Below are 16,475 nucleotides of genomic sequence, written 5' to 3' on the forward strand. Positions count from 1 at the left end.
ATAGTTTATCGGCCGCGCAGGATGCGTCCCAGTTCCTGCAAGCCGTGCGCCATCTCGTCCGGGGGAATCGCCGCAAAGCCCAGCAGCAGCCCGGACGGCGTGGCGCACTCGGGCCCCGCCGCCGGGTCGGCATAGTGGCCCAGCGGACGCAATTCGATACCGCGTGCCAAGCCCGCGCGCGATACCGTTTCTTCATCGTGGCCGGCGCGAAAGTACGCGCATAGTTCCAGGCCGCTGTCGGCCGGGCCGCACAGCAGTTGATCATCGAGTTCGCGCGCAAGGCCGCGCACCAGCAGGTCGCGCCGCTCGGCATTGCTGTCGCGCGTGCGGCGGATATGGCGGCCAAAGTGGCCCTCCGCGATGAAGTCCGCCAGCGCCATCTGCGGCACGATGGCCGTGTGCCGGTCCATCACGGCCTTGGCCTGCACCAGCGCGTCGGCCAGCGCGGGCGGCGCCACCATGTAGCCGAGGCGCAAGCCGGGAAACAGTACCTTCGACAGGGTGCCCACGTACACCACGCAGCCGGCCCGGTCCAGGCTTTGCAGCGAGGCCAGCGGCGCGCCCGTGTAGCGGTATTCACTGTCGTAATCGTCTTCCACCAGCCACGCTTTATTGTGTGCTGCCCAGGCCAGCAAGGCCAGGCGGCGCGGTAAACTCATGCTCACGCCCAGCGGCATCTGGTGCGACGGCGTCACGTAGGCCAGCTTCGCCTGCGGACAATGCGCCACGCCATACGCCACGTCGAGCCCCTGCGCATCGACGGGGACGGGAAAGACGCGCGCGCCGGCCGCGCGCAGCGGGCCGCTGGCGCCCCGGTAGCCGGGCGACTCCATCCAGGCAGAGTCGCCCGGCGCCAGCAGAATGGTCGACAGCAAAAACAGCGCCTGCTGCGAACCGGAAGTGATGACGATCTGCTGCGGCGTGCACTGGACGCCGCGCGACGCTTTCAGATACACGCACAGCAGTTCGCGCAGCGGCAGGTAGCCGGCCGGATCGCTGTAGCCGAAATGGTGGTCGGGCCGGCGCCAGCGCCGCGCTTCCAGGCGGTGCCACACGTCGAACGGGAAATGGTCGATGCGCGGCATGCCGACGCGGAAGGCGCGCAGTGGCCCCCGGTGGAACGCCACCTGGCGCATGGCCGCCACCACGCCCTGCCCGCGCGCCGACAGGGGCCGCAGCAGGCCGGGCGCCGTTGCAGGGACAGGCGCCGACAGCGGAACGTCGCGACTGACGAAGGTGCCGCGCCCCACGGCGCCATCGAGATAGCCTTCGGCCGTCAGCAGCGCATACGCATTGAGCACCGTCTGGCGCGACACGGCCAGCAGGCGGCAAAAGTCGCGCGTGGGCGGCAGCTGCATGCCGGGACTCATGCGGCCATCGAGAATGGCGGCCTTGATGGCCGCATACAACTGGCGAAACAGCGGCTCGCCGGCGCCGCGCCGCAACGGCAAGGCGGCGATGAGCTGGTGCAGATGGGAAGCTGGCATGGTGGCCTTCTTGAATTGGTAGCTTCAAGATAGCACTTATTGGCTGTTTTAAATAGCCAAGACTGGCGCTAAGATGGCGCATCCCCTCTACTCTTGCGGAGCACCCATGCATCAGTTTTTCGCCACTGTGGCCTGGCAGCGCGACGGCCAGGATTTCGCCGGCCAGCGCTACAGCCGTGGCCATGAATGGCAGTTCGACGGCGGCTTGACGGTAGCCGCCTCGTCGTCGCCCCTGTCCGTGCCGCTGCCCATGTCGGTGGCGGCAAATATCGATCCGGAAGAAGCGCTGGTGGCCGCCACGTCGAGCTGCCACATGCTGTTCTTCCTGTCGCTGGCGGCGCAGCGCGGCTACGTCATCGACGACTACCGCGACGATGCCGTCGGTGAACTGGGCAAGAATGCGCAAGGCCGCCTGGCCATGACGCGCATCGTGCTGCGCCCGCGCATCGTGTTTGCAGGAACGCCGCCCTCGCCCGAGGCGCTGGCGGCCCTGCACCACGACGCGCATGAACGCTGCTACATCGCCAATTCGCTGACGGCCGACGTGGTCGTGGAAGGAGCCAATTAAATGTACACGCCAGCCAGCTTTCGCGAAGAGCGCCTCGACGTGCTGCATGGCCTGATAGCCGCGCATCCGCTGGGCGCGCTGGTGCGCCAGAGCGTCGATGGCCTGTGCGCCGACCATCTGCCATTCGAGATCGCCGCACCCACGCCTGACGCCCCATTCGGCATCCTGCGCGCCCACGTGGCGCGCGCCAATCCGCTGTGGCGCGCGGCCGGCGGGAACGATGAAGCGCTGGTGATTTTCCAGGGGCCGCACGCCTACATCACGCCCGCCTGGTATGCGGAAAAGCAGCGCAGCGGCAAGGAAGTACCGACTTTTAATTATGCGGTCGTGCACGCCCACGGCCCCTTGCGCGCCATCGACGATGCGGCGTGGCTGCTGGGATTGGTGGAGCGGCTGACGGCGCGCCATGAAGCAGTGCTAGCCGCGCCGTGGCGGGTGAGCGATGCGCCAGCCGGCTATATCGACAAGCTATTGAAAGCCATCGTCGGCATCGAAATCCCCCTCACGCGCCTCACGGGAAAATGGAAGCTGGGGCAGAACCGCACGCAGGAAGATCAGGCCACGATGGCGCGCGAACTGGCGCACGACAGCCAGCCCGGCGCCGCGCAGGCCCTGGGCGCGCTGATCGCCGCCAACGTCACGCCAGCCAGCTGACGGCCGCCGAAAACGTCAGAAACGACAGCGCCGTCGACACAAGGATGATGCGGGCGATGCGCGCCGTGTTCGCCCCGAAGCGTTCGGACAGCAGCGAGACATTGCTGGCGCTGGGCAGGCAAGCCACCAACACCATGCAGGTCAGCGCGAACGGATCGAGCGGCGCGCCCAGTGCGATGGCCGCGTGGCCGATGCCCCACACCAGCAACGGATGCAGCAGCAGTTTTTTCAGCGCCACGGGCACATATTCCCCCAGCGGCGCCGGATCGCTCGTGCTCATTTGCGAACGGGCCAGCACGGCGCCGATGGTAAACAGGGCAACCGGCGAGGCGGCGTCGGCCAGCAGGCCCACCGTCTGCATGATCGGCTTGGGCAAGGCCAGTGCCAGCCACGACGACAAGGCCCCCAGCACGATCGCCCACGGCATCGGGTTGCCGGCCATGCCCTTCAGGGCATTGACGACGGCGGCGCGGCTGCCGTGCGCGCCGCCGCTGCCGATACGCGACAGGGCGATGCACAGCGAACTGGTAATGAGCATATCGACGACGATGGTGACGATGACGGGGCCAGAGGAACGGGGGCCGAGCAATGTCAACAGCAGGGGCACGCCCATGAAGCCCGTGTTCGGGAAGGCCGCCACCAGCGCGCCGAAGGCGGCGTTGTTCCAGTCGATGCGTTGGCTCAGGGTCATGGCCATGGTGACGCCCACCATGATCAGCGCGCACAGCAGGTAGACGCCGAACACGCTGGCGTCGAGCAGCTGCGCGATGGGCGTGGCGGCGCCGAAGCGGTACAGCATGCACGGCAGCGCGAAGTACAGGACAAAACTGTTCAAGCCGCCGATGGCGGCCAGCGGCAGCAGCTTGCGCCGCACGGCCAGGTAGCCGCACAGCACCAGGGCGAAGAAGGGAAAGGTGATGGCGAGGATGGTCAGCATGCAGCGATTGTAGCGCGCTGCACCGGCTGGCCGCCTGGCGCAAAAAAAGGCCGCTCGCGCGGCCCAAGGAGGTTTCGGGGATAAGGCCGCTGGCCGGCTAGGGCTTGAGCTGGGCGCGGATCTCGCCAGCCGGGTAGGCGGCGCTGTGCACGTTCACGTACAGGTTGCCGGCCTGGTAGCTCGCATACTGGGGCGGCGTGAGCATGGCGCCGGCCGGCACGGCAAACATGCCTTCGGCCGATTTCACCAGCGGCACGATGACGGGGCCATTGGCGCCGGCCGGCGCTTCATGGATGTGCGCGACGGTCGCCACCATGCCCGTGTAGCGCACGCCGCCGCTGATGCTGCGGTCGTGGGCGACGCGAAGAGTGCTGCTGCCGCTGGCCGTGCTGGTATTGGCCGGCACTTCCTGCGCGCCCGTCAAGGTGACGTCATGGCCGCCCGGCTGATGCGGTCCATGGGAACAGGCGCCCAGCAGGGCGGCCAGCGCCAGCACGCTGGCGGCGCGGCGTACGTGTTGTTGCAGTGTGCTCATCGCAATACTCCTTCAACGGACATCGGATCACGGATGGCGCCCTGCCCCGCCAGCAGTGCTGAACCTGGGTTTGCGCCGCACTTGCATTGCATAGTGCGACAGTAACGCCATGCCGCCGTGTCCGCATTGCTTTTCGCCAAACTTGCTGCTCGCGTGCCAGCGCCTCCTCAGGCCAAATGCCCTTCCGCCACCCAGCCGCGGTTGGCGGCCGGCGCCTTCGGCTTGGGTGCGATGCCGCTGCTTTTTTCCGCGTCGAGGATGATGCTGCGCATGCTGTCGCTGGCGGCCGGCCCTGGCGCGAACGCGTAGTACTCGTCATTGATGGGCAAGCCCGTCGTGGCGTCGACCAGCACCGGGTCGGCGGCCAGGCCCGTGTCGCGGCTGGCGATGACGAGGCTGGCGCCTTCTGGGGCGAAGTTTTCATTACCCCAGGCAATAAACGCCAGCAAGACGGGCTTGAAGGCGCGCCCGGACTTGGTCAGCACATAGTCGTAGCGGGGCGGCTTGGCGCAATACAGGCGGCGCGTCATCAAGCCCCCTTCCACCAGGTCGGCCAGGCGGCGCGTCAGGATGGTGGGGGCGATCTTGAGGCTTTTTTCAAATTCGTCGAAGCGCGTCTTGCCATAAAACGCTTCGCGCAGGATGAGGATGCTCCACCATTCGCCCACCTTGCCCAGGCTGCGCGCAATCGGGCAAGGCAAATTATTAAAGTTGGTATGTTTCATGGCCATCTCCTCACATTGATTCAACACAACAATCGAAAAAAATTTCAGTTGCAACACGGAAACTTAGTTACTATCATTTTGAAAGTGAGGTGCGTGCCCCTGTGGCGGGCTGAAAATACGCGAAAACTCACACTTTCCTTGTTCAAGTACAATCGTGGCTAGTTCTGTTCCCCCAATCCCGGTGCGAAAAACGGTGCCAGCCACGCCTTGCGGCGCTGCTGCCCACGCCCGTTTTTCACTCGATGCGTTCACGATGACCCCTTTGAAGCTTGCCGTACTGCCTGCCCTGCTCGCCCTGTCCCTTTGCCAGACCACCACCGCCGGTACCGTGTCTTCCGCGTCGTTCCAGGCCACATTCGTTGTCCACGAAACGTGCACCATCGTCTCGCAGCGCAACAGCGCCCAGGTGCGCTGCCAGCACAACACGCCCTATCTGCTGCTCCAGCAGACAACGCCATCGGGCGCTGGCCTCGTCACCGTCACGTTCTAAAAATAAATCGTTGCCGTCACCGTGTCCTTGTAGTCGCCGGGGCGCGGCGACACCTGCGCCGGCACGCGGCCGTAAATGGTCAGCGGCACGCTGGCGCCCGTCCCCGTGCCCGTCACCATGCTCGTGCCTGCCGTGCCATCGCCCCAGGGCGCACCATCGAGCGTGGCCGACAGCAGGTAGCTGACCTTGTCCGTCGTGATGGTGTTCTTCATTTGCCGGTTGGCCACATTGAGCGCCACGCTGCCGCCGTTCAGGGCGATCTGGTAGGCGTTGTTGTTCACGCAGCGCACCGACAAGGTGCTGGTGCTGCGCAAGTTGCCCGTCAGGATGGAGGCGTTCGCGAACGCCATCGGCGTGGCCGTGATGGTGCAATCGTTGATGGCCGTGGCATTCACCGTGAAACCGAAGCTGCCGCTGGTGGCCGAGCAGCCCTGCAGGTTGATCAGGCCATACGTCGTGTAGGTGTAGGTGCCCACGCCGGCAAAGCTCGACGTATACACGGTATTGGCGTTGGCGACCGTGGGCACGGCGGCCAGGGCCGTGCCGGCAGGGATCTTGGCGTACACGGTAAACGTGGTGGAATAGGTGCCGGGCGGCGCCAGCAAGCCGGCCGACAGGATCATGCCGAAGGTCGACGGCGCGCCCGCCACGCCAGCGCCGCCCCAGATCTTCGCCGTCGCATACGAATTGTCCACATAGATGTTGTACTCCATGCGGTTGCTGCCGTTGCCCAGCTTGCGCGGCAGGGCCGACGTGGAATTCGTGCCCAGCCCCAGCGAGATGCACACTTGCGCATTGGGCGTAAGCAACTGCCCCAGGTTCAGCGACGAAAACAGGCAGCTGAAGGTGCCCGTTGCCTGCGCCACGTAATCGGTGCCGGAAATCGGGCTGACGGAGCCGAAATTGATATTCGTCATGCTGACCGTGCAGGTATCGACCGCCTGCGCCGCGCTGCCCCAGGCGCAGCCCAGCAACAGAGTCAGCCATAGCAACAGGCGGCGCATCAGCGGCCCGCCCCGGTGCTGGCAGACGCGGCAGCGCAGCGCAGCGGCCCGATCACGGGCAAGCCGCCAGCCGCCGGACGCACATAGGCAAAACGCACGGTGCACGCGCCATCGCCCTCGCCGACTTGCAACTGATTCTGTTCGAGCAGGTCGTCGACGAAAACGATGCCGTCAAATCCCACGACCGTCTGCTTGCCGCTTTGCAGGTGCAACACGGGCAAGCCCGTGGCCAGCGGCTTGCCCTGCGCATCCTGCACGATGACGGTGGCCGCGCTGTAGCGCTCGATGGGAAAATCCGCCAGCACGCCCGCCAGGTGCTGCGGCACGACATTGATATTGCTCACGGGTACCCGCGCATCAACATCGAGCTCGTCGGTGGCGATGCTGATCTGGTTATTGCCATAGGGATTCAAGTTCGGCACCAGCAGATAGCCGCCCCTGCCCGTCACGCCGATCTGGCGGTTTTCATGCAGCACAGGAATATTGCCCACGCCGCCAGTCGAAACCAGCGCAAAGCCATTGCCCACCTGGCGCGCCGCCTCGACATGGCCATCCATCAGCACCAGCGCGCCAGCCGCGCCCAGCGAGGAAGCATTGCCCATGCTGCTGCTTTGCGTGCGCGCGCTCACGCGGCCATCATTGCCCAGGTATTCCACCTGCGCCTGGCGGTAGGCATTGCCGCCCGCCGTGCCAGCCTGCAAGTTCCAGCCGAAGCCGCCGCCAAAGTCGGCCGCGCGCTGCGCGCTGATGCTGCGGCCGCTCTCGCCGTTTTGCCGGCTGCTGTTCACGCTGAGGGACAGATTGTTGTCGAAGGCCATGCTCAGGCCAAAGTAAAAGCCCCGTTTCTCGCGTTGCCGCAAGTCCTGGAACAGGCTGGCGTTGAAGAACAGGCCGTGCAACAGGGTGGCCGAATAGCCCACCGTGGCCAGCTTCGATGGCGGCCCGACAGGCGTGCGGTAACTGATATAGCTGCTGCTGATGCTGCTTCCTGCGGGCAATGGCAGGCTGACGGTAAGGCGGTCCGCCGCGCGCACCACGGGGCTGCCGTCGCGCGAGGCCAGGTCGCCAAAGCCGGCGCTGGCGCGCACGCTTTGCGCATCGACGCTGAAGCGCTGCCCCATGTACTGGTAGCCGGCGCCCAGTTGCACGCCACGGCTGCGGCCGGCGCTGACCGACAGCGAACCGTTGAGCACGCCCGCCTGGCCCAGCCGCAGCAACACGCCCGCCCCCGCCTGATACAGGCCGGCGGCCAGCTCCGCATGGCCTTCGAGGGTGAAGCTGTCGCTGACGCCATGGCGGACGGAAGCGCTGGCAACGAGCTGCCGTTCATAGCCGAACAGGCGGCGGCCATAGTCGCGCCGCACGGCGCCCGCCTCGACCGAATAATCGCTCAAGCCGCCGGCCAGCATGCGCGTATCGACGTACAGGGGCAGCACGGTCGTCACGCTGCGCCCCAGCGCATCGCGCGTGATCAGGGTGGCTTGCCCCGCACCATTGATGCCTGCCACCTGGTTCAGCACAAACGGACCGCTGGGCACGCTGGCAGCATATTGCTGCACCCCATTGACATACAGGCTCAGCGACGAAGGCACGAGCGCCGTGCCATCGACGGAGGCGACAGGAAAGGTCAGCAGGTCGGGGCGCAGCTGGAAATTCTTGCGCCACTGCACGCCACCGACGCGCACGGCGCGGCTCCAGCTGAGCGACGAGGAAATCAAGTCGCCCACCTGCCATGTTTGCAAGGTCTCGGGGTCGGCGTGGCTCCAGAAGGTGTCAAAGCGCATGTATTTGCGCTGATCCGCCCCCAGGTTCACGGTGCCCGTATTGCTGAAGACGCCGCTGTCATTGAAATAGCGCACGTCATTGAAGATGGCGGCGCGGCGCGTCCGGCCCAGCTCCGCATAGGCTTCGTAATTGAGGACGGCGCCGGGCGTGACCCGCGATGGCGGCGTCTGCGCCGCCGTGCGCGCGCTGATGCGGTACGGCGCGCGCAAGTCGTCCGCTACCTGCAGCGACACGCTCTGGCGCGCCGCATCATATTCATAGCTGAGTCCGGGAATTGCATCGAGCGCCACTTCGCTCTGACCGGGTGCGACCAGGCGCGCCGGGTCCAGCCCCAGCTGCTGCAGGTTCGCCACACTGCTGCGCAAGCCTTTGCCCACCTGGGTAAAGCGCAAGATCAGCCCGGTTGATTCAGCATTCACAGTGACCTCCAGATACAGTTCATTCGGCGCCGCCGGATCGCTGGGCAAGCTGGCGGGGCCCGGATCGGCGCCCGTCACGGCCACCGCGGCATCGGCCCTGGCCAGCGGCGCCATGCCCAGCAACAGCAACGCTGCCAGTACGCGATTCATGGTGTGGCCGCTTGCGCCCAAGGCGCGCGGCGAGCCGGCCCGTCATGGCAGCCATGTTCAAGGTGTCGAATTCTTGGCAATGAGTGCCTTGGCATTCACATTGACCGCAATACTCAACGGTCCATCCAGTTCGGCCTCCCTGGCAACGGGCAGGCGCCAGACGCGCATGCGTGCCGCCAGGACATAACCAAACAGCCCCTTGCTGATGACAAACTCCTTGCCCGCCTGGTTCGTGAACGTCATCGCCCCGAGCTGCGCATGGAAATTGCCGCTGTTTTTGACGCGCAACATCCACTCGCCCTGCTCGCGGAACACCTGCCAGTCGAGCACTTCCTTGCCCGGCGCACCGGCCGGCAGCACGAACACGGGCACCGAATAGCGCAGGCGGATATCGACGCCGCTGCGGCCCGCCTCATCCTCGCGGCTGACTTCATCGATGAGCACGCGATACGTCTTTTCCTGCGCGACGGGGCCAGCCTGGGCACGCACGAGACGGATGGTCTGCCGGCTGTTGGCGGCGATCTCGACGATCGGCGGACTGGCCACCAGTTCCTGCGTCGGCGCCAGCGTTTCCTCGCCATCGCGCTGGTCCCAGACGAACACGCGCACCTGGCCGTAGATGGGCTGGTCGCCGAGGTTTTGCAGGCTGATGCCGGCCGCATTCTGTGGGGCGCGCAAATTGAGCGTCACCGGCGAAATCTGCAGGCTGGCGCCGTGCACGCCCGTGGCGCAGCAAGCCAGCAGCGCCAGCACGCCTTGCATCAGGGAAGCAGCACCGGCCTTCACGCAGCGCCCGGCTTAAAAGTAAACGGTGGCCGTGATGGTCGACTTGTAGGTATCGGGCGCCGGTGTCGCCTGCGGCGGAATATTGCCGTACACGGTGATTGGCTGCGATGAGCCGTTGCCGGTGCCGCCGACGGTATTCGTGCCCTGGGTATCGCCCCACAAGGTGCTGCCGGCCGTCTGGTACAGATTGAACTGCACCGTGCCCAGGTTGCCGCCGGTGCCGCTCAGGTAGCGCGTGGTGCCCGATGATCCGGTGCCCGAGCCAGCCGTCAGGCCCACGTTATACAGCGTGGTATTGGTGCAGGTGACGTTCACGGTCGTATTGACGTTAACGGCAGTAGCCAGTACACCCTGACTTTGGCCAAAGTCGAGATTGGCCGCCGCGATGGTGCAATTGGCGATGATTTTCAGGGTGACGTCAAAGGTGGTGCTGGCGCTGCCATTCAGATACACGGCGGCGTCGGCGCCACGCGGCAGCAATGCCGTGGCGGCAACAGCCACGCTGGCGGCAACGATAAGGCGGGGAAAAATAACTCGCAACATGATACCTCCTGATGATGGAACATCATTAATGAGCCCGCCAATAGGGAGGGCATCGAGGATAGTCACGGTATTGCCGGCGTTTTCTTGGGCACGCAAACCAGGACGACAAATTACGTGTGCCGAGAGTCAGGAACCCGGGGACTCCGGCACTTTTTGCAGCATTGGCAAAACAGATTTTTTGGCAAGCGACATTGCTTAAAATCAATGCATGAGTGAATTATTGGCGATCTGGGAAATCCGCGCTTCTTCTCGCGGAGAAACATCTTTTGAAACACGAGAAAAGCAGAAAAAAAAGAAAAAGCGAGGCATAATAAGCCACAACTTGCTATTTGGTTAAGTCATCCATGCCATGCCATTGACCAGCGAAACCATCAAAAAGAACATCTTGATCGTGGACGACTCCGCGTTCGAGCAGCGCATGCTGATGGAGCTGCTCAGCGAGCAGCCCTATCGTTTCAGCATTGCCTTCAATGGCTACCAGGGTTATCAGCTGGCACTGGCCACGCATCCGGATCTGATCCTGCTCGACGTGCGCATGCCCGAGATGGATGGCTACACGGCCTGCCGTTTACTCAAGGCCAATCCCGAAACGGAAGAGATACCCGTGATCTTTCTCAGCGGCGCCGATGCCGCCAAGGAGCGCATCATGGGCTTGCAGGTGGGCGGCGTCGATTACATTTCCAAGCCCTTCCTGCCGGAAGAACTGGCCGCGCGCATCCATATTCACCTGGGCTTGATGCGTAAAAGCAACAGTACCTTGCCGGCGACGACGCCGGTCAGCGACAAGCTGCAGCATCCCGACCTGGTCTTCGTCAATGCGGTCAAACAGTTAATCCTCGACAACCTGGGCAGCCTGCCGAACCTGTCCGAAATCGCCCGCAGCGTGGGCACCTACCGCGAAAAGCTGACCCTGATGTTCCGCGAGCAGACGGGCATGACGGTGTTTGCCTTCATCCGCGAAGCGCGCATTGCCCGCGGCGTGGAATTGCTGCAGCAGACGGATATCGACGTGCAGGATATCGCCCTGCTGATCGGCTTTCACAACGCGGGCAACTTCGCCACCGCCTTTCGCGAACGCATGGGCGTTCCCCCCAGCGCCTACCGCCAGCGCCTGCAGGAGCAGACGGGCCAGCGGCAGGCGGCGGGTGGCTAGAACTTGTAGTTCAGCTTGAGTGCCGCGACGCGTCCGCGCGGATCGGCCTGGGTAAAGTCAAAGCCGGTGGAGGCATAGTCCCAGGGCGCGCGCTTGTTGGCCAGGTTTTGCACGATGAAGGTGACGTTCGCCTGTGGCGTCAGCTGCCAGCTGCTGGTCACGTCGAAGGTACTGAAGGCGGCCACCGATTCATCGAGGTGCTGCTGCTGCGCGTAGCTGCCCACGTAGTTCCATGTGAGCGTGGACGACCATTTTCCCTGCTCCCAGGTGGCCGAGCTGACGCCGCGCCATTTCGGGATGGAGCCAAAATAATTGGTGCCGGCGCCATCGGTGAGCGGCGCGCCATCGGACAGCGGTTCGGCAAAGCGCAGCACGCGGCTCAGCTGGCCAGCCAGGGTCAGCTTGCCCCAGTCCTTGTCGACGAAGCGCTGGCGCAGGTCGATATCGATGCCCGACACTTCGCGCTGGCCCTGGTTGCGGAACTGGCGGTACAGGGTCGTGATGCGTCCATCGGCACCGCGCGTGATCTGTTGCGGCGCCGTGCTTTCATTCTCCAGAATGGTGGTGGCGCTGGCCGTGCCGATCACGCCATCCTGCTTGATGCGGTAGTAATCAAGGCCGATGCTCGAACTGCTGGTGGGCGAGACCACCACGCCCAGGTTCAGGTTTTTCGAACGCTCGGGGCGCAGGGCCGGATTGGCGATCGTCATCACCGTCACGCCGCGCGACTGCGTGGGCGTCAGCGGATCGCGGGCATCGATCACGCCCGTATAGCTGACGGCCGTGCTGTCGGTGATTTCCGGCAGCGACGGCGCGCGGAAGGCGCGTGACACGGTGCCGCGCAGCAGCAGCCATGGCGCCGCCTGGTAGCGCGCGCTGGCCTTGGGCGAAAACGCATTGCCAAAGTCGCTGTAATGGTCGGCGCGGCCCGCCACGTTGACGGACAGGTCTTTCACGACGGGCACATTGAATTCGGCGAACAGGGCCGATACATTGCGCGAGCCGTTGATGATATTGAGTGCGGGGCGCAGTTCCGTGCCCGACAGCACGGCCGTCGAGGTTTGCGAATCCATTTTTTCGCGGCGCCACTGGGCACCGGCGGCAAAGCCCAGCGGGCCGGCCGGCAAGTCCCAGATATCCTTGGCCGCCGAGAAGTCGAGCGTGTCGAGCGTCGATTCGGCCGGGCGCAGGGTCGACAGGCGCAGGCGGTTGCGCACCGCTTCGCTGTTTTGCGACTGGTCAAAGAAATTGTAGCTGCCGTCGGCCAGCACTTTCTGGAATTCGTAGCGGTTGACGAAGTTCTGCACCGTTTCCTCCAGCTTGCTGCTGGAATGGGCCACGGCCGTATCCCAGTCCCAGCCCGCCCAAGTGCCCTTGGCGCCGGCCAGCGCGCGGTAGAAGGTGACGCGGTCCTGCTTCAGGCGCGGTCCCAGGTCGAACAGGGTGGCCGTGAACGGCAAGGGCGTCGTGCCCGGATTGTTCGGATGGCCCACGGGCAGCACCACGGGGATGGTATCGAGCAGCTTGGTGCTGTTGTTCCACACGCGCGTGGCGTTGTTCACGCTCAAAGGGGCGCTGAAGGTCTGGTCGGCGCGCGAATAACTGTGCAGCAGGTCGACATAGGCTTCCGTGTCCGCGTTCAGTTTCACGGTGCCGCGCAGCGACGAGTGGATGCGCTGGATGCCCGGGATCAGCGTCTTATACGGTGCCGGATTGTAGGCCAGCACCTGGCCGCTGCGATCGGGATTGATGTCGTTGTATGGCACCAGTTGCAGCGGGCCGCGCACTCCGCCCAGGGTTTGCGTGGGATCGTTGCCGGCGTAATTCGTGGCGGTCCAGCCCAGGCTGCCGCGTTGCTGCTGGCGGTAATCGGCGTCGCGCAGCCATGCCACGTCGCTTTGCTGCAGCTTGTCGCGCTGCTGCGCGTCGACCGAAAAGACCACGCTGTAGCCATCTTCCTCGAGCTTGCCGAAACCCGTTTGCAGCGCCGCGCTCTTTTCATGCTGGCCCGTGCCTTGCGTCGAGCCGCCCCATTGCGCCGTGATGTCCGTGCCCGTGAATTCCTTGTACAGGATGATGTTGACCACGCCGGCGACGGCGTCGGAGCCATACACGGACGAGGCGCCATCCTTGAGCACCTCAATGCGCTGCACGGCCGCCATCGGCAGGCTGTTCAGGTCAACGAAGGTCTGCTGCAAATCCTGCGCCGTGGCGTAGCTGGCCACGCGGCGGCCATTCACGAGGATCAGGGTGTTTTGCTGGCCGATGCCGCGCAGCGACAGGCCCGAGGTGCCGGCCGAGAAACTGCCCGTATATTGTTCGTTGTAGCTGTTGCCGCTGTTGGCGGAGATGGCGCGCAGCACGTCCGACACGCTGGTCTTGCCGCTGGCTTTCAATTCCTTGGCCGTGATGACCTGCACGGCGCTGGCGCCCTCCTTTTCGCTGACGCGGATATTCGATCCGGTGACGTTCACGCGCAGCATGTCGTCCTCGGCATGGGCGATGGTGGAAACGGCGGGAAAGGCGGCGGCGATGGCAAGACTGATGGCGAGTGGTTTGAACATGGTTTCCTCTTATTGGGATTGCAGCCTTTTTCCGATAAAAAAGGCCGAGCAGGGGCACGCGGACCGGGTGGGCCAGCGGGCAGACGACAACGAAACGGATGGAATGACTTAGGGGATGCGTGGACGGGCACGCACCGGCATCCACTGCGCCATGCATTGCATGGTCAGCTGGTGCCGGGCGGCGTAAAAACAGGCGGAAAGGGTAAAACGCAACATAAAAGACACCGGTAAGCGGGGAAAGGCCACTATATCCCGGTGTCTTTATCGCGTGAACGAATTAAAAATTGATTGTATATACGATTTGAATCTAAGGACTTGGTATAAGGCAAGATCAGGCGTCGGCCGTCGCCGCAGGCGCTTGCGCCGCGCGGCGCGCTTGCACGCCCCACCAGTACCACGAGATCAGCGCGTTGACCCAGTAGGCCGCGTACAGCACGGCCGTCAGGTGCAGGCCGCGGCTGTAGTACAGCGGCACGGCCACGGTATTGACCAGCAGCCAGAAAGCCCAGGTTTCGATGCGCCGGCTCATCAGCAGGAATTGGGCGATGATGCTAAATACCAACACCGCCGAATCGATGAAGGGCGCGTATGCATTCGTGAAGCGGTGCAGCAGCAGGCCGTAGATCGCCACGGAGGCGATGCCGGCCGGCACCACCCAGGCCAGGCTGCGCCAGCCCGTGCGCGTGATCGGCAAGGGCTTGCCGCCGGCGCCGCGCCGCCATTGCAGCCAGCCGATAACGCAAGTGACGATGAAAAACAATTGCAGCATCACGTCGGCATACAGGTTGACCTGGAAAAACAGCACGGCAAACAGCACGCAGCCGACCATGCCGATCCACCAGGAATGAATATTGTTGCGTCCAGCCAAAATGATGGAGGCAGTCATCAGCACATTGGCGGCGATCTCGAGCGGGGCAGTCAAGCGGTCTTCCTTTGCGGGGCAGTGGTGGCACCGCGCCACTATAGCCGATTACACTGCACGGTGTTCGCCACGCCGGAGGCGACACGAGGGGAGAAAGCGGCAAAAACCGCGCAAACATCGAGGAAAGGCGAATCAGGCAGGCTTTCAGCGGCCACAGCCCTTGACTTCCGTGGCCAATCTGGCAAATTGAATATCAAGTTGAAACTCCAGGGAAGCTCCCATATGCGTGTGCGCCATCTCCTGTTTGCGGCAGTGCTCGGCGTATCTGCCCTGCCCGCCACAGCCTGCCGCATGACGATGGCGCTGGAACAATGGCCGCCGTATGTCTACCGCGATGCCCAGGGCCGCCATACGGGCCTGGACCTGGAGCTGCTGAACGCCATTTTCAAGGAAGCCCGCTGCACCCTGGTCACCTTGCCGGAGCTGCCCACGGCGCGGCGCCAGTTGCTGTTCCAGAAAGGGGGACTGGACCTGATGCCCGCCGCGTCCGAGACGCCGGAACGCCAATCCTATGCGCGCTTTTCCCTTTCGTATCGCGACGAAGCCGTGGGCCTCTTCAGCAAATCCGGCGCGCCCGGCGGCCACCAGCAGATCACCAGCTTCGCGCAGCTCGCGCGCGGCAAGTCGACCTTGCTGGCGCCCAAGGTGGGCTGGTATGGCGCGCAGTACGCGGCGGCCCGGCCGGCCCTGGAAAAGGCCGGCCGCCTGAATGCATTCGGCAGCTTCCAGCAAGGCGTGCGCATGCTCGACGCGGGCCGCGCCGACCTGCTGCTGGGCGACGTGCTGGCCGTGCGCCACGAAGCGCGCCTGCAGGGCGTCGCCTTGAACGCCCTGCCCTTCCTGGTCCTGCGCGCCCCCGTGCACCTGATGCTCAATGCGCGCACGACCAGCGCCGCCGACCTGGCGCGCCTGAACGCCGCCATCACGCACCTGGAACAGCGCGGCGTGCTGGCGGCGATACGCAGCCGCTACGAAGCGCCGTAGCGGCGGTCAGCCCTTGCTGGCCGCCTCGAGGATTTCCAGCTTGGTTTCGCGGCCATTCTTTTGCACGCCTTGCGCCTTGTCGTAGCTTTCGATCAGCGCGCGGTATGGCGGCACGATATGGTCGGTCATGATGGCGGCGAATTCCATCGCGTCGGCGCGGTTCCAGGTGCTCATCACTTCAGCCAGCACGGCGTACGTGTCGATCGGCACGGCGCCCGCCTGCGTCACGCGCGCCATGGTGATGTCGGTGGCCATCTTCGACCAGTTGCCCGAGGCATCGATGATGGCGAACACCTTGTAGCCGGCCGCCAGCGCGCTGATGGTGGGGAAGGCCATGCACACGCTGGTGAGCGTGCCGGCGATCAGCAGGGTCTTGCGGCCCGTCTTTTCGATGGCTTCGACCCAGGCCGGGTTGTCCCAGGCATTGATCTGGCCCGTGCGCGGGATGTAGACGGCTTCCGGGTTGAAATGGTGGATTTCCGGGATCAAGGGGCCGTTCGGGCCGTCGGGCACGGAAGCGGTGGTAAACGTCGGCATGTTGGCCAGGCGCGACAGCTTGGCCAGCGCCGTGACGTGGCCGCGCAGCACGTGCTGCTCGATGTCGCGCACCAGCTGGAACAAGCCGCTCTGGTGGTCGATCAGCAGCATGACGGCGTCGTCGGGATCGATCATCGGTGGCAAACCTTGGAAGTTGGCGGGGGTGCTCATGGTGGTCTCCTGAAAAACCGTGCCGCGGGATGCGGCACGGGTACTACACAAACTCGCTGCA

16 protein-coding genes are annotated in these 16,475 nt (G+C 64.5%); 5 read left to right on the forward strand and 11 right to left on the reverse strand.

Translation table 11 applies throughout. The annotated features are described in order from the left end of the window. Nucleotides 1-5: 5 nt before the first annotated feature. On the reverse strand, nucleotides 6-1,487 hold the full coding sequence (locus ACPJXG_RS25685; RefSeq protein WP_425252725.1) for a PLP-dependent aminotransferase family protein: 1,482 nt from the start codon (nucleotides 1,485-1,487) through the stop codon (nucleotides 6-8). A 106-nt stretch (nucleotides 1,488-1,593) separates the two neighbouring features. Here ACPJXG_RS25685 and ACPJXG_RS25690 point away from each other — a divergent pair, with 106 nt between their 5' ends. Together ACPJXG_RS25690 and ACPJXG_RS25695 are read left to right on the forward strand one after the other, a co-directional pair. After that, nucleotides 1,594-2,055 (forward strand): OsmC family protein, encoded by a 462-nt coding sequence (locus ACPJXG_RS25690; protein ID WP_425252726.1) that lies wholly within the window; start codon nucleotides 1,594-1,596, stop codon nucleotides 2,053-2,055. Then, nucleotides 2,056-2,709: an FMN-binding negative transcriptional regulator gene (locus tag ACPJXG_RS25695; protein ID WP_425252727.1), complete on the forward strand. Its 654-nt coding sequence runs from the start codon at nucleotides 2,056-2,058 to the stop codon at nucleotides 2,707-2,709. On the opposite strand, the gene ACPJXG_RS25700 is transcribed toward ACPJXG_RS25695, so the two are convergent. The 3 genes from ACPJXG_RS25700 to ACPJXG_RS25710 form a co-directional block, all read right to left on the reverse strand. Continuing rightward, entirely contained in the window at nucleotides 2,693-3,646 is a 954-nt protein-coding gene (locus ACPJXG_RS25700) for an AEC family transporter (RefSeq protein ID WP_425252728.1), read from the reverse strand. The two genes, ACPJXG_RS25695 and ACPJXG_RS25700, sit on opposite strands and share 17 nt — an antisense overlap. Before the next feature lie 97 nt (nucleotides 3,647-3,743). Beyond that, on the reverse strand, nucleotides 3,744-4,181 hold the full coding sequence (locus tag ACPJXG_RS25705; protein ID WP_425252729.1) for a CHRD domain-containing protein: 438 nt from the start codon (nucleotides 4,179-4,181) through the stop codon (nucleotides 3,744-3,746). Between the two features lie 167 nt (nucleotides 4,182-4,348). Next, nucleotides 4,349-4,906: a winged helix-turn-helix transcriptional regulator gene (locus tag ACPJXG_RS25710; RefSeq protein ID WP_034753667.1), complete on the reverse strand. Its 558-nt coding sequence runs from the start codon at nucleotides 4,904-4,906 to the stop codon at nucleotides 4,349-4,351. 253 nt (nucleotides 4,907-5,159) lie between these two features. Between ACPJXG_RS25710 and ACPJXG_RS25715 the strand changes: the two genes are divergently transcribed. Continuing rightward, nucleotides 5,160-5,396 (forward strand): hypothetical protein, encoded by a 237-nt coding sequence (locus tag ACPJXG_RS25715; protein ID WP_099401350.1) that lies wholly within the window; start codon nucleotides 5,160-5,162, stop codon nucleotides 5,394-5,396. On the opposite strand, the gene ACPJXG_RS25720 is transcribed toward ACPJXG_RS25715, so the two are convergent. Genes ACPJXG_RS25720 through ACPJXG_RS25735 form a run of 4 tightly spaced genes read right to left on the reverse strand, consistent with a single transcriptional unit; the run spans nucleotide 5,393 to nucleotide 10,083 of the window. Next, on the reverse strand, nucleotides 5,393-6,400 hold the full coding sequence (locus tag ACPJXG_RS25720; RefSeq protein ID WP_425252730.1) for a Csu type fimbrial protein: 1,008 nt from the start codon (nucleotides 6,398-6,400) through the stop codon (nucleotides 5,393-5,395). The two genes, ACPJXG_RS25715 and ACPJXG_RS25720, sit on opposite strands and share 4 nt — an antisense overlap. Then, a complete protein-coding gene (locus ACPJXG_RS25725) occupies nucleotides 6,400-8,754 on the reverse strand; it encodes a fimbria/pilus outer membrane usher protein (RefSeq protein ID WP_425252731.1) in 2,355 nt (784 codons plus the stop codon). The genes ACPJXG_RS25720 and ACPJXG_RS25725 overlap by 1 nt, the downstream gene beginning before the upstream one ends. A 57-nt stretch (nucleotides 8,755-8,811) precedes the next feature. Then, nucleotides 8,812-9,540 (reverse strand): fimbrial biogenesis chaperone, encoded by a 729-nt coding sequence (locus ACPJXG_RS25730; RefSeq protein WP_425252732.1) that lies wholly within the window; start codon nucleotides 9,538-9,540, stop codon nucleotides 8,812-8,814. 12 nt (nucleotides 9,541-9,552) lie between these two features. Further along, nucleotides 9,553-10,083 carry a Csu type fimbrial protein gene (locus tag ACPJXG_RS25735; protein WP_035824226.1) on the reverse strand — a complete coding sequence of 177 codons (531 nt, stop codon included), beginning with the start codon at nucleotides 10,081-10,083 and terminating at the stop codon, nucleotides 9,553-9,555. Nucleotides 10,084-10,432: 349 nt separating this feature from the next. On the opposite strand from ACPJXG_RS25735, the gene ACPJXG_RS25740 reads away from it, so the two are divergent. Continuing rightward, nucleotides 10,433-11,236, forward strand: coding sequence for a response regulator transcription factor (locus tag ACPJXG_RS25740; RefSeq protein WP_176387745.1), 804 nt, complete (start codon nucleotides 10,433-10,435; stop codon nucleotides 11,234-11,236). Here the strand turns inward: ACPJXG_RS25740 and ACPJXG_RS25745 are convergent. Together ACPJXG_RS25745 and pnuC are read right to left on the reverse strand one after the other, a co-directional pair. Continuing rightward, the gene (locus ACPJXG_RS25745; RefSeq protein WP_425252733.1) at nucleotides 11,233-13,800 is read right to left on the reverse strand and encodes a TonB-dependent receptor; all 2,568 of its coding nucleotides are present in this window, start codon (nucleotides 13,798-13,800) and stop codon (nucleotides 11,233-11,235) included. The genes ACPJXG_RS25740 and ACPJXG_RS25745 overlap by 4 nt on opposite strands. Before the next feature lie 331 nt (nucleotides 13,801-14,131). Continuing rightward, complete coding sequence (gene pnuC, locus ACPJXG_RS25750) at nucleotides 14,132-14,722, reverse strand: nicotinamide riboside transporter PnuC (RefSeq protein WP_425252734.1); 591 nt, start codon at nucleotides 14,720-14,722, stop codon at nucleotides 14,132-14,134. 222 nt (nucleotides 14,723-14,944) lie between these two features. Between pnuC and ACPJXG_RS25755 the strand changes: the two genes are divergently transcribed. Next, on the forward strand, nucleotides 14,945-15,706 hold the full coding sequence (locus ACPJXG_RS25755) for a substrate-binding periplasmic protein (protein ID WP_425252735.1): 762 nt from the start codon (nucleotides 14,945-14,947) through the stop codon (nucleotides 15,704-15,706). 6 nt (nucleotides 15,707-15,712) lie between these two features. Here the strand turns inward: ACPJXG_RS25755 and ACPJXG_RS25760 are convergent, their stop codons facing one another. Next, nucleotides 15,713-16,414, reverse strand: coding sequence for an isochorismatase family protein (locus tag ACPJXG_RS25760; protein WP_198521362.1), 702 nt, complete (start codon nucleotides 16,412-16,414; stop codon nucleotides 15,713-15,715). Between the last annotated feature and the right edge of the window lie 61 nt (nucleotides 16,415-16,475).

Origin of the sequence: Janthinobacterium sp. NFX145, from assembly GCF_049810325.1 — a bacterium.
GTDB lineage: Bacteria > Pseudomonadota > Gammaproteobacteria > Burkholderiales > Burkholderiaceae_D > Janthinobacterium > Janthinobacterium rivuli.

What these genes read in the sequence shown, in the direction of transcription:
- ACPJXG_RS25685 (WP_425252725.1), bottom strand. Translation starts at nt 1,487, where the DNA reads ATGCCAGCTTCCCATCTGCACCAGCTCATCGCCGCCTTGCCGTTGCGG.
- ACPJXG_RS25690 (WP_425252726.1), top strand. Translation starts at nt 1,594, where the DNA reads ATGCATCAGTTTTTCGCCACTGTGGCCTGGCAGCGCGACGGCCAGGAT.
- ACPJXG_RS25695 (WP_425252727.1), top strand. Translation starts at nt 2,056, where the DNA reads ATGTACACGCCAGCCAGCTTTCGCGAAGAGCGCCTCGACGTGCTGCAT.
- ACPJXG_RS25700 (WP_425252728.1), bottom strand. Translation starts at nt 3,646, where the DNA reads ATGCTGACCATCCTCGCCATCACCTTTCCCTTCTTCGCCCTGGTGCTG.
- ACPJXG_RS25705 (WP_425252729.1), bottom strand. Translation starts at nt 4,181, where the DNA reads ATGAGCACACTGCAACAACACGTACGCCGCGCCGCCAGCGTGCTGGCG.
- ACPJXG_RS25710 (WP_034753667.1), bottom strand. Translation starts at nt 4,906, where the DNA reads ATGAAACATACCAACTTTAATAATTTGCCTTGCCCGATTGCGCGCAGC.
- ACPJXG_RS25715 (WP_099401350.1), top strand. Translation starts at nt 5,160, where the DNA reads ATGACCCCTTTGAAGCTTGCCGTACTGCCTGCCCTGCTCGCCCTGTCC.
- ACPJXG_RS25720 (WP_425252730.1), bottom strand. Translation starts at nt 6,400, where the DNA reads ATGCGCCGCCTGTTGCTATGGCTGACTCTGTTGCTGGGCTGCGCCTGG.
- ACPJXG_RS25725 (WP_425252731.1), bottom strand. Translation starts at nt 8,754, where the DNA reads ATGAATCGCGTACTGGCAGCGTTGCTGTTGCTGGGCATGGCGCCGCTG.
- ACPJXG_RS25735 (WP_035824226.1), bottom strand. Translation starts at nt 10,083, where the DNA reads ATGTTGCGAGTTATTTTTCCCCGCCTTATCGTTGCCGCCAGCGTGGCT.
- ACPJXG_RS25740 (WP_176387745.1), top strand. Translation starts at nt 10,433, where the DNA reads ATGCCATTGACCAGCGAAACCATCAAAAAGAACATCTTGATCGTGGAC.
- ACPJXG_RS25745 (WP_425252733.1), bottom strand. Translation starts at nt 13,800, where the DNA reads ATGTTCAAACCACTCGCCATCAGTCTTGCCATCGCCGCCGCCTTTCCC.
- ACPJXG_RS25755 (WP_425252735.1), top strand. Translation starts at nt 14,945, where the DNA reads ATGCGTGTGCGCCATCTCCTGTTTGCGGCAGTGCTCGGCGTATCTGCC.
- ACPJXG_RS25760 (WP_198521362.1), bottom strand. Translation starts at nt 16,414, where the DNA reads ATGAGCACCCCCGCCAACTTCCAAGGTTTGCCACCGATGATCGATCCC.